Annotated in this window: 14 protein-coding genes; 13 read left to right on the forward strand and 1 reads right to left on the reverse strand. The window is 42.2% G+C overall.

Annotation, left to right across the window (positions count from 1 at the left end; all coding sequences use genetic code 11):
- Window positions 1–36: 36 nt before the first annotated feature.
- The 8 genes from G5B30_RS08625 (at window position 37) to G5B30_RS08660 (ending at window position 6929) form a co-directional block, all read left to right on the forward strand.
- On the forward strand, window positions 37–3006 hold the full coding sequence (locus G5B30_RS08625) for a TOTE conflict system archaeo-eukaryotic primase domain-containing protein (protein ID WP_317164333.1): 2970 nt from the start codon (window positions 37–39) through the stop codon (window positions 3004–3006).
- Between the two features lie 174 nt (window positions 3007–3180).
- Entirely contained in the window at window positions 3181–3807 is a 627-nt protein-coding gene (locus tag G5B30_RS08630; RefSeq protein WP_165319593.1) for an HXXEE domain-containing protein, read from the forward strand.
- A gap of 159 nt (window positions 3808–3966) precedes the next feature.
- The gene (locus G5B30_RS08635; RefSeq protein ID WP_165319594.1) at window positions 3967–4293 is read left to right on the forward strand and encodes an ArsR/SmtB family transcription factor; all 327 of its coding nucleotides are present in this window, start codon (window positions 3967–3969) and stop codon (window positions 4291–4293) included.
- Window positions 4294–4339: 46 nt separating this feature from the next.
- Window positions 4340–4804 (forward strand): SRPBCC domain-containing protein, encoded by a 465-nt coding sequence (locus tag G5B30_RS08640; RefSeq protein ID WP_165319595.1) that lies wholly within the window; start codon window positions 4340–4342, stop codon window positions 4802–4804.
- Window positions 4805–4809: 5 nt separating this feature from the next.
- Window positions 4810–5202, forward strand: a complete 393-nt coding sequence (locus tag G5B30_RS08645; protein WP_165319596.1) for a DoxX family protein — start codon at window positions 4810–4812, stop codon at window positions 5200–5202.
- A complete protein-coding gene (locus tag G5B30_RS08650) occupies window positions 5172–5687 on the forward strand; it encodes a hypothetical protein (RefSeq protein ID WP_165319597.1) in 516 nt (171 codons plus the stop codon). The genes G5B30_RS08645 and G5B30_RS08650 overlap by 31 nt, the downstream gene beginning before the upstream one ends.
- Window positions 5659–6051, forward strand: coding sequence for a hypothetical protein (locus tag G5B30_RS08655; protein WP_165319598.1), 393 nt, complete (start codon window positions 5659–5661; stop codon window positions 6049–6051). Before G5B30_RS08650 ends, G5B30_RS08655 begins: the two co-directional genes overlap by 29 nt.
- A gap of 242 nt (window positions 6052–6293) precedes the next feature.
- On the forward strand, window positions 6294–6929 hold the full coding sequence (locus G5B30_RS08660; RefSeq protein WP_165319599.1) for a fibronectin type III domain-containing protein: 636 nt from the start codon (window positions 6294–6296) through the stop codon (window positions 6927–6929).
- Window positions 6930–7007: 78 nt separating this feature from the next.
- On the opposite strand, the gene G5B30_RS08665 is transcribed toward G5B30_RS08660, so the two are convergent.
- Entirely contained in the window at window positions 7008–7448 is a 441-nt protein-coding gene (locus tag G5B30_RS08665; RefSeq protein ID WP_240903155.1) for a DUF983 domain-containing protein, read from the reverse strand.
- A gap of 141 nt (window positions 7449–7589) precedes the next feature.
- Between G5B30_RS08665 and G5B30_RS17375 the strand changes: the two genes are divergently transcribed.
- From G5B30_RS17375 to G5B30_RS08685, 5 genes are all read left to right on the forward strand, one after another.
- Window positions 7590–8414 (forward strand): hypothetical protein, encoded by an 825-nt coding sequence (locus tag G5B30_RS17375; RefSeq protein WP_240903156.1) that lies wholly within the window; start codon window positions 7590–7592, stop codon window positions 8412–8414.
- Between the two features lie 20 nt (window positions 8415–8434).
- Window positions 8435–9229 carry a DUF6377 domain-containing protein gene (locus tag G5B30_RS17380; RefSeq protein WP_317164334.1) on the forward strand — a complete coding sequence of 265 codons (795 nt, stop codon included), beginning with the start codon at window positions 8435–8437 and terminating at the stop codon, window positions 9227–9229.
- 227 nt (window positions 9230–9456) lie between these two features.
- Window positions 9457–12429 (forward strand): SusC/RagA family TonB-linked outer membrane protein, encoded by a 2973-nt coding sequence (locus tag G5B30_RS08675; protein WP_165319600.1) that lies wholly within the window; start codon window positions 9457–9459, stop codon window positions 12427–12429.
- A 12-nt stretch (window positions 12430–12441) separates the two neighbouring features.
- Window positions 12442–13962 (forward strand): RagB/SusD family nutrient uptake outer membrane protein, encoded by a 1521-nt coding sequence (locus G5B30_RS08680; protein ID WP_165319601.1) that lies wholly within the window; start codon window positions 12442–12444, stop codon window positions 13960–13962.
- 20 nt (window positions 13963–13982) lie between these two features.
- Window positions 13983–15479 (forward strand): glycoside hydrolase family 30 protein, encoded by a 1497-nt coding sequence (locus G5B30_RS08685; RefSeq protein WP_165319602.1) that lies wholly within the window; start codon window positions 13983–13985, stop codon window positions 15477–15479.
- Window positions 15480–15486: the final 7 nt, after the last annotated feature.

Raw genomic sequence — 15486 nt, forward strand, 5'->3', positions numbered from 1 at the left:
TTCCAATTGATTATCTTAATACCAAAATAAAAACAAGTGGAATTCAGTAACGACGACGTAATCTATCTTCTCAACCTTTTTAAAGGTCGCGAAGACGTATTTGCTTTACGCTGGGAGAAGGGAAATAAAAGCGGGTACATGCCGGCCTATAGCTATGATCCATACCATTATCGACTACATAAAGCTAATGGCGGTAGTTTTCAAAGCTATAGTCACAAAACTTACCTGCCACTGTCAGAAATAGAAATTACGAAACATCTTAACGGCCTTCAGCAGATCGGAATTTATCCACTGTTGCAAGATAACACTTCTTGGTTTTTAGTGGCTGATTTCGATAAATCCGATTGGCAACAACACGCTTTGAAATTTCTCGAAGCATGTACAGCCAAAAATATCCCTGCCTATCTCGAACGGTCCCGTTCTGGCAATGGTGCACATGTCTGGATTTTCTTTGAGAGACCATATCCAGCAGCCAAAAGTCGTAAGTTATTTATGCATATCTTAGAAGGATGCGGTGCTTTCTCGCCATTTGATAAAAGCTCCAGCTTTGACCGTTTGTTTCCAAATCAAGATTATTTGTCTGGCAAAGGTTTAGGAAATCTAATTGCAATGCCCTTATTTTTACCTGCCGTACAGAATGGCAACAGTTCCTTTATCGATCCCAAAACGATGGATCCATTTCCTGATCAAATCGCATATTTAAAAGAAATTAAAAGAGTGAGTTTGGATTACCTAGAGGAGCTGTTCAATCAAACAGGAGGAAGTAAAGAAAGCTATGTACCCGTTGTTGATGGAAAACTTAAAATCACCCTGAGCAATTCGATCCGTATAAATAGTCACGCTATACCATTTGTACTCATCAATTTTTTGAAGGAGCAACTTAATTTTGCTAATTCAGCCTTTATCATCAAGAAAAAGTCAGGGAGAAGCACTTTTGAAACACCTAGGTTCTTTAAATTGATCGATGAAATCGAAAATGAAATCCTTATCCCAAGAGGGTTTATCGGGAAATTGCTGCGTTTCTGTAGAGAATCACAGGTAACACATGACTTTGTTGATAATAGACGTGAGCTCCCGACAATCCAATTTTCTTTTAATGCCGCGTTACGAAAGCATCAGACCAATGCTGTCGCCGCAGTAGAAAAAAAGGATTTCGGTGTGATCGTTGCTCCACCAGGAACAGGAAAAACTGTTATCGGTCTGAAAATTATTGCAGACAAACAACAACCTGCACTTATTGTCGTGCATCGTAAGCAATTATTAGATCAATGGGTGGAGCGTATAGAATCATTCCTAGGGATACCGAAGAAAGAAATTGGGATTATAGGCCAGGGGAAAGCAAAATTGGGTGCTGATAAAATAACCGTTGCAACGATACAAAGTCTTCCAAAACATATTGAAACAATTCAGGACAAATTTGGTGCGATCTTAATCGACGAGTGTCATCATATTCCGGCGGAATCTTATCGTGCCACCGTCGGAAAACTAAACAGTGTTTATTGCTACGGTCTCACAGCGACTCCTTTTCGGAAATATAATGATGATAAATTGATCTTCACCTATCTCGGTGATATCATTACAGAAATCCGACCAGAGGAAATTGAAGATTACAAAAGGGCAAATATCATCATACGGAATACCACACTCCATGTTCCCTATAATTCTAAAACCGACAGTTTCGAAACACTCTCCCAAATTCTAATTCATGATACAGCAAGAAACCGATTAATAGTAGACGATGTATCCGCAGAGCTAAATCAAGGAAAAAAGGCGGTTATAATTACCGAAAGAAAAGAACATATCGAAACGCTAAATCTATTGCTAAAATCCAATTATGAAACCATAACGCTCAGCGGAGATGATTCAGATAGCAGTAAGAAAGCGAAATGGAAAACATTGTCAGAAGGGAATTTTCAAGTACTGATTACGACAGGTCAATATTTTGGAGAGGGTTCGGATATTCAGCATATCAGCACACTACTTTTGGCCTATCCCTTTGCTTTCCATGGAAAATTGATACAATACATCGGTCGCGTGCAGCGAGCCGAGATAAATCCGACAATATACGACTATCGGGATATACAGATCGATTACCTAGACAAGATGTTTCTCAAACGAAATATCTATTACCGTAAAATCGCCAAACAAGCGACACTTTTTGATGAACCAACAGTGGACTATAACGCTCAAGTTGGTCATCTATTCAGTTTAGAAAAGATGACCAAGATCCCCATTGAAGACCTATCGTTCCATTATGGCCATGTGGCCTTTACCTTCAAAGTGGAAGAGATGCATACGGTTTTGGAATTTCAAATCGAAAATTTGGAGATTAGGCCTGAGTTTGAGGTTTTAAAACCTTACTTTATCAAGATACTGAAATCTAAAAACATCAACGTTCAGTTAAACGCTGAATTTGAATACGGAAAACTGGTCGCACAAATCGCTACTTCCGACGATATAGAACGAATAAATAAAGAAATTGTGGAAGGTGTAAAATTTCAGTTTCTGAACAAGGGGCTATTAAGCAAGCTGCCTTTTCAAAAGCAAAGTATATTGACTTCGGACCAGTTGCAAAATGGCGAGACTGTATACGCAAACGCAGACGAATTACTATCTGAAATACTTAAACTACGAAAATACAAGCATTCTCGACAAGTTCAATTCTTAGCCGATCAACACCTGAGCAGTATTATGAAGATTAGGTTCGTGCTTAGTCCCTTTGCATTTGTATTTCTACTATCGGGAGACAGCCAGTACCACATCATCCTTGAAACCCTAGATACAGAGGAGGCCACTTATATCTGGCACACAGATAAAAATAAAACCGTGTTGAAAGACGCTGTTGCGATGATAGATAAAGATCTCCAGATTATTCGTGAAAAAGGTAGACAGGCTTTCTTAGAAAACCATACTCCCGAAAGATTTAGTCGTATCCTTCATGACTACAGCGATCCGGATAGAGGTTTTATCCTTTGGAAATCGATGTTGGAGGAATCTATCTTTTAGGATAGACAATTCAGAGATCATTTGTTAAACTGGTTACTCTCCGATAGTTTTCTTCTTGAGTTTAGGTTATATACTAAAGATGGCGATCAACGCCGTTAACTAATAAATTTGGACATAAGTCATCTATTTAAAGCACTTACGATTGGTAAAAAAATCCCACTTAAACTTTGAAAAATGAATTTTATCCGCAGACATTGGTTTGATATAGGAGGAATAGCAGGGGTTATTATACTTGTCGTCCTGCTGTTTTCTTATCAAAAACTTTCCAATTATCAATTGTTAATGTGGCTGAGTCTAACTTCTCTGTTCTTTCATCAGATGGAAGAATACCGCATTGCCGGAACTTTCCCCGGAATGGTGAACCGTGTGATGTTCAACAGTGATTTACCGGACAGGTATCCATTAAATAGCAATACATCGCTCATTATTAATGTTTATATGGGCTGGTCTATTTATCTGCTGGCAGTATGGGTAGGCGATAAATTCGTGTGGCTGGGTATGGCGACCATTTTAGTTTCACTTGGCAATATAATAGCACATACCTTCGTCTTTAATTTTAAAGGAAAAACACTTTATAATGCTGGATTAATCACTTGTTGGCTGTTCTTTGCTCCTTGCGTTTTTTTCTTTTTCAGAATGATACATCAAGAACACCTAGCCACTAATGCAGATTATTTAATTGGTGTACCTTTGGGAATTATCGTTAATATTTTTGGTGTATTAAAACCCATTACATGGCTTGCTGATAAAAATACATCTTATGTTTTTAAGTCCAACCAACTACTTCCTAAAGACCGTTAGTTCTACTTTGCTTATATAAATCAACCGATGTCCGGCCGTTATAACAGCTGCAATTTTACCAGCATTCTTTAATATTCTATAATGGAAAAATAAAAAAATTCCACAAAAATTTGTGTAGTTAAATGACTACGTTTATATTTGTAGCCAAATAACTTCATAATGAGATTAAGACGTGACGTATTTCAGGCCATTGCTGATCCCACAAGACGGGCAATATTGATGTTAGTTGCTACACAATCGATGACCGCAGGTGCAATTGCTTCAAACTTTGACACAGCAAGGCCAACTATTTCAAAACATTTGCAAATTCTTACCGAATGTGAATTACTAAAACAAGAGCAAAACGGCAGAGAAATGAATTATCACATCAATGCAAATAAAATGAAAGAAGTAGCTGACTTTATTGAACCCTTCCGCAAAATGTGGGATGATAGATTTAACAAGTTGGAAACTGTAATGAAAGCGTATAAAAATACCACGAAGTAACATTGATACCCATAAAAACTATACAACACAGATCAATTCATAAACAATGGAACAAAAAACACAAGTAAATGCCGAAGACGGCAAACAGGAAATCATCATTACAAGGGAGTTCGATCTACCTTTGGAATTACTGTTTAAAGCATACCAGGAACCCGAACTTGTTGAGCAATGGATGGGAACAAAAGTGCTGAAACTGGAAAATAAAAAACATGGTTCGTATGCCTTCGAGACATCGTACAATGGAAACGTGGCATTTCGTGCAAATGGTACAATACACGAATTTGTGCCGAACCAGAAAATTACACGAACATTTGAAATGGAAAACACACCGTTTCCCGTTCAACTCGAATATCTGGAGTTTGAAAAACTAACAAACGACACCAGCAAACTCACCATGCACATCGTATTTAAGTCTATCGAGTTCCGAAATCAATTGATGCAAATGCCATTTGCACAAGGCATCAATATGGCGCACAACAAACTACAAGAAATCGTAAACAAACTAAAATAAACGTTATGACAAAAAGAACGAAAATCATGTATTGGATAGCGACCGTATGGTTTGCGGTAGCAATGATTGCAAGCGGAATACAACAAATTTTTACCATTGGTGGATTTGTTGAAATCATGCAAAGATTGGGTTTCCCTATCTATTTTTCGGTTATTCTTGGTGTTTGGAAAATTGTAGGTGTTGTAGTCATACTCCTCCCAAAATTTCCTTTGTTAAAAGAGTGGGCTTATGCCGGATTTTTCTTTGTTATGTCGGGGGCAATTGTTTCTCATTTAGCAGCGGGAGATAAAGCTGTTGAATCGTTTGTACCGATGTTCCTTTTAGTCCTCATGGTTGTATCCTGGTATTTACGACCAACTAACAGAAAATGCAGTGTCAACGCCTTGCCCGGCGAATAACGAGATACGTACTTACCAAAGCTAATTTTTTCCGATATGCTGATGAGAAACTGGTCATTACCGCAGCGCATATTATCCAGTGTATGAAAGACTCGGATATCTTTACACAACCGACCCCTCCCCTGTCGGAATTGGAGGAGACCTATGCAGATTATTATCAGAAGGTGGTCGATGCCAAAGGGGGAAACCGGGAAAAAGCGGCACTAAAGCGAGAAAGCAAGCGACGGCTGTCTGATATACTCCAGAAAATGGTATTCTATGTTAACGTAGTGAGCGACGGTAATCTGTCCAAACTGTATAGCTCTGGGTTTCCCGTCTTAGCCCAAAAAAAGACGGGAACAGTTCCGGACACAGCAATTCACAACGCTCTGCTGATGGTATTAACCCAACATCTTGTTGTTATAAATATCGTTAAATCAAAGGACGAAAGCAATTCACAACCGGGAGGATTGCGTAATGAACCAAATGAACCCGATAGCTTGTAGTGCAAAGGACATTGCCTACGGCTCAGGAACAAAAGTTTCTACGTCGCAGGCTACGGTTTTCGCATCGCAGGAAATAACCTCCGAGCCACAGGAGGTTTCCCAAGCAACGCAGACTACAACCTGCATCCCACGGACAACGACCGTCGAACCGAAGGAAACGGTTTACACATCGCAAACAGTGACTTCCGCCTCGCAGGAAACAACCTACGAGCCACAGGAGGTTTCCCAAGCAACGCAGACTACAACCTACGCCCCACGGACAGCGGTTCCCAAACCGGAGGAAACGGTCTCCACCTTGCAGACAGTGGCTTCCGCATCGCAGGAAACAACCTCCGAGCCACAGGAGGTTTCCCAAGCTCCGTAAACGACTGCCTGCATCCCAAGGGCAACAGTTCCCGAACCGGAGGAAACGGTTTACACATCGCAAACAACAGGTTCCGATGTAAAAGTAAGTTCATTTCAGTAAAAGTATGTTCAACCTTGTCTATAAAATTGACGCTGCACATATTCCCTATTATGTTTGTCCCTGTCCGTTGCAACGACCAGGGGAAATCCGAAAACCTGCGAATGAGAGTAGGAATTTATTTAACATAAAATTCTTTTATCATGAAACGACAAGTAAAAATTAACTATGAGAAGTACCGCGATGCGGATCTGGGATATCTTGCCAGCACCGTGCATCAAGCACTCAGTGAGAATGCAGAGTTCTTCACGGAACCGAATCCACCGCTGACCGAACTTGAAGCTGCTATTGCGGACTACGACGAGAAAATGCAGTTTACCAACGGGAAAGGTAGTCCGTACAACTCCGAATCCAAGAACGCCAGCAAACGGGCATTAGTCGATGTCCTACGCAGATTGGCCTTCTATGTCAATACCACATGTAACGGTGTGGTGCACCAACTACTCAGCTCAGGATTCCGGCTCAAGGATCTTCGCAAAGATCTGACCGTGCCGACCACCCCTACCCGAGTCCGCCTCGTGGACGGTGAATTGAGCGGCCAGTTGGCACTGCTCTTCGACTCGGTACCCAAGGCCTCGGAATACGAATACCAGTTAGGCACGATAATCAGTGGAGAAATCGTCTGGGGCGATATCGCTTCCTTCCGAAATGGTCGCGTGAGACGTAATAACATCATCCGCAACCTGACGCCTGCGGTAACATATTACGCTCGCGTACGTGCCCGCAATCCAGAAGGGCTAAGCGACTGGAGTGAACCTGTATCGCAGATTGCCCGGTAGCCCTGGGTGATGCCATATAGTTCCATAAACCCCAACCCGTCGGCAGCCTTCGGGCAGCTGACAGGGTTGATATATATCTTAACCTAACCTCTCCATACACCGCTTATACCATTCCGGTTTAAATTTGAATTGCGGTGTCATCCAATACAACAGTACAATCCTCGAATACCTGTAATTGAACGGTGCAAGTATAATCGTTACCCCTACGGCAACGATCAAATAAAGCCAGGGCGAATCCAGATTCTTCGTCAATATATAAGTTCCGACACACGCGGTGACCAACTGTGCCACAACAAAAACATAGCTCACATACATAGCCACATAAAAATAACCGGGCTCCTTTTCAAACTTCAAATCACAACACGGACAGACACGCTTCATCTTTTTTGAACTCAAGCTCAATAAGGGTCCCTCAAACATATCGCCTGTGCGACATCGTGGACATTTGCCTTTCAATGCACTTTGAAATTCACTAGGCCAATTCAGCTCGCTTTTTTCCATATTTAATCCTTCTTTCATAAAGACCACTACTTCGATTATCCTTTTTCCCACAAAAATACGATAAATATCAGTTATAATAAGTGGTAACTTATCTGTTTCATGTAATAATCGGAGATACGATACTACCTTGTAGAAGTTTACCAAAAAATTGCGATATTTATGAGCAAGAACCGAATTATGCGAAAATATATCCTTCTTGTTGGTAAGTTGCTTTTTATCGTTCTGCTCACGGCTCAAAGCCGTCAGGATATGCAAGATGTAGAAAGACATCTCGACGAACTGCTTCAAAACAGAGATTTCTACCACAAGAAAAGAGAAGATGCAATTAAAAAACTCAAGGCTGAAGCACAGCGAAATTTTTCCGACCGGAAAAGATACTTCGAAAAAAATTATGAGCTCTTTCAGGTCTATAAAAAGTTTCAAAGCGACTCGGCTTTAAATTACATTACCAAATGTAAAAACATTGCTTCCGAGCTGTCGGATTCAATCCGAACGATAGTGGACCTCGATCTGGTCGGTGTCTATTCAACCATAGGTCGTTATATCGAATCGCGGGACCTACTATATACCATAGCCAGACATAACCTACCTTCTGGCCTTCTCGCCAAATATTTCGATACCTATAGCTCCTTTTACAGTCACTATGGCCAGAGCAATAATAACGCATCCTTCTATCAGAAAAGCGAAGCGTATAGAGATTCTTTATTGACTGTACTGGACAGGTCCTCTTCTGCCTACCGGCTATCCTACGCGACGAAAGTCCTTTTCCAAGGAGATAGAACACTGGCGAAGAAATTATTTACAACATTGTTGGAGGAAAACGAGACTGATCTGGAGAAAAAAGCTATTGTCACCTATTTCCTGGGCCTGATTTATAGACAGGAGAAGGACATTGATCTGCAAAAGTATTATTATACCTTATCGGCATGTGCCGATATAGAGCTGGCGAATAAAGATAATGCGTCGCTCCAAGATTTGCCCTGACCTATTACGAGCTGGGCGACGTGGATCGCGCCTTTCTTTTGATTGAGAAAGCGATCGACGATGCGATGTTCTGCAATGTACGGTATCGTATCATCGAGGGAACCTCCTTCTACCCTATTATTAATGCGGCTTATCAGAAACAGATCAGCAACCATAATAAGAAGCTGATCCTTAATCTCTATCTAATCAGCCTGCTGTCGCTAATACTTATTATCGGCATGGCCATCATCTACAAGCAAGTAAAACGGCTGAACAAAATAAAACGTGAACTCTCGGCGACCAACAGCCAGCTCATTGATCTCAACCGACAAATCAACAAAAGCAATATCGACCTATCCGAAGCCAATCATATCAAAGAAGAATATATCGCACAGTTCTTCGACATGTGTTCGTCGTACATCGAGAAAATAGACAGTATTAGAAAAGTTCTTTTAAAAAAAGCATCCAACAATCAGATACCCGCTCTGATTGATCAACTGAAATCGACCACTGTTGTTGAGCAGGAAGTCATCGAACTATACCATAATTTTGATAGTATATTTCTCAACCTCTACCCTTCTTTCGTCGAGGATTTCAATAGTCTCTTAAAGGAAGACGAACAGATATATCCAAAAAAAGGTGAATTGCTCAACACAGAACTACGCATCTTTGCCCTTATCCGGCTCGGCATAGACGACAGCATAAAGATTGCCAGCTTCTTGCGTTATTCCCTACGCACGGTCTACAATTACCGGACAAAAGTCCGTAACAAGGCAGCAGTATCACGAGTGGAGTTCGAAGATAAAGTTAAACAAATTGCTGTATTGGAGCGTTAACATATTACACTAACGCTATTTTCTTAGTACTTTTTGAAGTTCCCAGTACGATAAAATCAGTTGATTATCAGATATTTAATTTTATTTAGCGGTACTTTTTAGCGACCTACCATAGTTTTTGAGAAAGTCTAAGAGTAGTTTTGAATAGTGTTACTTCTGTAGAACAATCGTTCATTGCAGAAGGAAACATGCTAATCATTATTTTATAAACTAACGCTAAGAGTCCTATGATCTTTTTAAAATTTAAAAGCAAATTGTATTTTCTCTTCGTGTGGCAAATGATCTTCTTTTTTCATTTGTCGGCACAGTCTACTGATCCGATTAGTGGACGCGTAACGGATGCAAGGACACAAGAACCTCTAATCGGTGTGTCTGTGTACCAAAAGGGAACAACAAACGGTACGGTAACGGACGTAGAAGGCCGCTTTACCTTATCAGCACCAGCGGATGCGATACTGGTTTTTCAGTATTTAGGGTATACTTCTCAGGAAGTTCCTGTCGCATCGGGCTCCTTGACCATCGCGTTGGAGCCGACAGAGAATGTGTTAGAGGATGTTATTGTGATCGGCTACGGCTCGGTGAGACGTGGTGATGTTACTACAGCTATCTCTTCTGTCTCGACGGAGGATTTGGAACAACGCCCTATCGTCAATGTCGGCCAGGCACTTCAAGGAAGAGCAGCCGGGGTATCGGTCATGCAGCCCAGTGGTACGCCAGGAGGAGAAATGTCTATTCGCGTTCGGGGAACGACTTCTTTTAATGGCAGCAATGATCCCCTGTATGTGGTCGATGGAGTGCCCGTGGACAATATTAAATTCTTATCGCCCAATGATATTTCGGATATCCAGATCCTAAAAGATGCCTCTTCGGCAGCTATCTATGGATCAAGGGCCGCCAATGGAGTGGTTCTGATTACGACAAAGTCGGGCACAACCGGCCAAGCACGAATCAGCTTAAACGGACAGCTGACACATAATATCGTCGACAATTCTTTCGAGGTACTGAATACGGAACAATATCGGGAACTGCAAAAGGAAATTGGGATGATCAATCTACCTGAGAGCTTGACGGATAAAACGGATTGGTTTAAAGAGGCTTACCAAACGGGAAGACTTGAAAACTATCAGCTTTCTATATCCGACGGAACGGAAAAGCTCAAATATTACTTATCGGGTGGATATGTCAACGAAAAAGGGGTGTTGAATGCGGCTTTCTTCAAACGGTACAACTTCCGGGCAAACATTGAAAATAAAGTAAGATCTTGGTTGACCGTAAATGCGAATATCAACTATTCGGATTACAACAATAACGGTGTTTCTACTGGTACGGGAGCCAATCGTGGGGGCGTGGTCTTGTCGGTCGTCAATACGCCTACGTATGCACCGATATGGGACGAAAGTAATCCAGCTCAATACTATAACAACTTCTTTGGTATCTCTAATATTACCAGCCCGCTTGAAAACCTTGCACGCAGTGCCAACAACAAGTACCGGGAAAACAGGTTATTGGCTGCGGGAAGCGCTTTGTTTACTTTTCTCCCCAACCTCAATCTAAAGTCGTCTTTCGCACTGGATCGTCGGAACGCCGTAAATACCACTTTTTTGGATCCCATCTCGACAGCTTGGGGACGTAATCAATTTGGTGAAGGGTCGGATACACGAAATATGAACACAGTACTGACATGGGACAATGTACTGACTTACAAGACTAACTTCGATCGGCACAATCTGGAAACGATGGTTGGTAGCTCCTGGACAGACTCCAAGTATACCAACAATTATATTTATGGTTCGCACTACAGAAATGATCTTATCCAAACGTTGAATGCCGCCAACAAAATTTCTTGGGATGGTACAGGATCGGGAGCTTCCGAATGGGGTATCATGTCCTATTTTGCCCGTGCGATGTACAACTTCGATAGTCGATATTTACTAACAGCGAACTTACGTGCGGATGGGTCTTCCAAAATACATCCTGATCTGCGTTGGGGATATTTCCCGTCTTTATCGGCGGCTTGGCGTATTTCTTCTGAATCATTTATGCAGGATGTCACATGGATCGATGACTTAAAGATCCGGGGTGGTTGGGGACAAACGGGTAATCAATCGGGCATCGGAGATTATGCGTTCTTGCAACGGTATTCAATCAGCCGTATCCCCTGGTACGAAGAGGGGAATGCAAATGCTGTGCCTAGCATCAGCCCGAGCAATCTTCGTACACGTGACCTCAAGTGGGAAACCACTACACAATCGAATGTGGGGATTGATGTCACCACGTTTAATAACCGGCTAACAGTGGCTATGGATTACTATCATAAAAAGACAACCGATATGCTTATGTATGTCAGCCTCCCGGAAGGACAAACGGCTTCTTCTATCGTGCGGAACGAAGGGGAAATGACAAATAAGGGTTTCGAATTCGCTGTGAGTTCCAAAAATATGCGGAACAATTTCATTTGGGATACGGATTTCAACATTTCCTTTAACCGGAATAAACTGGATAAACTGGCCCTCCAACAAATCTACAGCACAGCTGTAACGAGCGAGACCGTAAATGATCCTGTCGTGCGGAACGAACCGGGCAGGCCGCTTGGTGGATTCTTCGGTTATATCAGCGACGGTGTAGATCCAGAAACAGGAGAATTGATGTACCGCGATCTGAATACAGATGGAGTCATATCTTCTTCGGATCGTACCTATATCGGTGATCCTAATCCAAAATTCACCTATGGGATGACCAATAATTTTTCCTGGAAAAACTTTGATCTCAGCATATTTATCCAAGGTAGCCAAGGGAACGATATCTTCAATGCCAGCCGGATGGAAACCGAAGGAATGTATGATGGCAAAAACCAAACTACCCGTGTGCTGGACAGATGGCAAATCCCAGGTCAGATTACGGATGTTCCGAAAGCTAATTTTATTATGCGTAATTCCACCTACTTTGTTGAAGATGGCAGCTATTTAAGGCTGAAGAATATTTCGCTGGCTTATAACTTTTCGGTAGAGAAGTTAAAAAGACTTGGGGTGACACGTATACAACCTTACTTATCAGCGAGCAATTTATTGACGCTGACCAAATATACAGGTATGGATCCGGAGGTCAATCAATGGGGAAACAGCGGAGCAGTACAAGGAATAGATTGGGGGACATATCCGCACAGTCGCTCTTTTGTTGTCGGAATTAATCTTGGATTTTAAGCTATGCACATTATGAAAACTTTCAATAAATTACTGATATTGATCGGGCTAATTAGCCTAATCGCATCTTCCTGTTCGCTGGTACGAGATCCGTTGGATACGTATTCTGATGTCACGGAAGGTATCAATGAAGAGGGCAAAGAAATCGTCTTTAAAGACAGAGTGACTGTCGAGAACTACCTGACATTTTTATATCAACAGATGCGGGATAGGCAGGAACATTGGTATGTCGATTTATTACTTATCGCCGAGTCACATGCGGACAATGCCTATGCAGGGACAACAGGCGCCGAAGTATTGCCTTTTGAAAATAATTCCATCGAAGGCTCTAATTCCGTGATAAACCGAGATTGGCGCCGATACCTTGAAGATATAGGTAGAGCCAATCGACTAATTGTCTATGTCGATAGCGTAGCCGACAACTCACTTTCGCCAACTGAAATCAACACCATTAAAGCACAAGGGAAGATCTTTCGTGCGCTGGTGATGTTTGACATGGTGCGCATCTATGGTGCAATTCCGGTAGTTACGACGGTAGCTGATGATATTACTGCCGAAAACATCGAAGATGTATATGATGATTATTTCCCCAAGCAAGCCACGGAAGTAGAGGCTTACGAACAGATTGTTAAAGATTGTACGGAAGCCTTACAATATGCACCGGATAATGACCCTGATGATAAAACCTTATTTTCCAAATCAGTGGCCAAAGCGCTGCTTGCGAAGGTATATGCCGAAAAACCCCTGCGTGATTACAGTAAAGTGATCCAATATGCGGATGAGCTGGCGGCGGACGGGTTTGATTTGGTGGACGATTTCAGCGATTTATTTGGCACCAATGATGCACATACCGATGCCAAAGCCCGCAATACGGTCGAATCTATTCTTGAAGCACAGTTCCTCCCGGGAAGTGGCAATTGGGCAAGCTGGATGTTTGGTCGGGACCTAGCAAATTACGATACACAGTTTACCTGGGCAAAATGGGTAACCCCCTCCCGAGATCTTATCCAAACGTTCCAAAATGAAAATGATCAGATCAGATTTAACGAATCAGTAGTCTACTATGTAGCGGGATGGTCCAATTATTACCCGGCCTCCCACTACCCGTTTATGTTCAAATTGCGGTCTGCTTTCAATAGTATTATCAAGCTTCGCTATGCGGATATATTATTGCTAAAAGCGGAAGCCTTAATTATGGGACCTAACATGAACCTGGAGGAAGCAGCGAAGATTATTGATCGCGTCCGCGACCGCGTCGACCTGTCAGTATTGCCAAATGAGACGCGCACCAATAAGGAAGCGATGATAGATGCATTACTGAAAGAGAGGAGGCTGGAGCTGGCTTTCGAAGGGCAACGATGGTTTGATCTGGTACGTATGGATAAGGTGGAGGAAGTGATGAACGCGGTATATGCAAAAGACAGTGGCCGCAAATCACAGGTTTACCCTTTCACCTCCAATTCTTACCGATTGCCGATACCACAATCGGCTATTGATCAGAATCCCAACTTGATTCAAAACCCCGGATATTAACCTATAGATTATGACGTATTATGAAAACTGTAAAAAATAAAAATATGATTTATGCATTATTTGTATCGTGCTTGTTGGCCACCGCCGCTTGCAACCGCGACAGCTATACCCCTTCATCCGGCACCGACACGAAAACGAGCGGAGATGTCGCATTGTATGTAACAACAAATACTCGTTCGTATGATTTCTATAAAACATATGTCGATTTTAGCACAAAATCGAACATGTCGCCGAATACTATCACCTTGGAGCCAACTACAACATTCCAAACGATGGAAGGATTTGGCGCAGCCATTACGGGTTCGACTTGTTACAACTTGATGCGTATGGACAAAAATGACCGCACCAAATTTTTAACAGAAACATTTTCCGACAAAGGTGGCATGGGCATGAGCTATGTCCGTATCGCCATAGGTTGTTCAGACTTTTCGCTCAGTGAATACACCTGTTGGGATACGCGGGGAAAAGAAAATTTTGGTCTACAATCGGAGGAAAAGGACTATGTGATTCCCATTTTAAAAGAGATATTGGCGATAAATCCCAATATCAAGATTATGGGTTCGCCTTGGACACCGCCAAAATGGATGAAAGTAAACAATCTGACGGACCTGCAACCGTATGATTCCTGGACGGGGGGACAGCTTAACCCGGATTACTATCAAGATTATGCCTGGTATTTTGTGAAGTGGATACAGGCGCTACAGGCCGAAGGTATTTCTATTACTTCTATCACCCCGCAAAATGAGCCATTAAATCGAGGGAACTCAGCGTCCCTGTATATGTCCTGGCAAGAGCAGCAGGCTTTCATCAAAGAAGCCTTAGGTCCACAGTTGCGAGATGCCGACCTGAACACGAAGATTTATGTCTTCGACCACAACTATAATTACGACAATATCGCGGACCAGGAAGATTATCCGATCAAAATCTATGGTGATCCTACGGCTGCGGCTTTTATTACCGGAGCAGCTTACCATAATTACGGTGGCAATAAAGAAGAACTCCTGGATATACATGCACAAAACCCCGATAAGGAACTTATCTTTACGGAAACCTCCATCGGCGAGTGGAATGACGGCAGGAATTTAGCCAAAAGGTTGATGGAGGACATGTCGGAAGTCGCCCTCGGCACAGTCAACAATTGGAGTAAAGGCGTCATCGTATGGAACCTGATGTTAGATTCAGACAAGGGGCCAAACCGGGAGGGCGGCTGCCAAACCTGTTATGGTGCTGTAGACATTCAAAAATCTAACTATAAGTCGATGACCCGCAATTCGCACTACTATATTATCGGTCATCTGTCATCTGTTGTAAAACCCGGAGCAACACGCATTGGGACTTCAGGCTACAGTATTCCGGGCTTGGAATACGCTGCTTTCAAAAATACAGATGGATCCTATGCGGTGGTTTTATTGAACAATACAACGGAGAATCAAAAAATTACGCTGAGCGATAATCAAAACCACTTTAGCTATGAAGTACCGGCTAATGCTGTGGTGTCTTATCGTTGGTCGAACTAAATCTAAA

The organism is Sphingobacterium sp. SGG-5 (genome assembly GCF_011043525.1).
GTDB lineage: Bacteria > Bacteroidota > Bacteroidia > Sphingobacteriales > Sphingobacteriaceae > Sphingobacterium.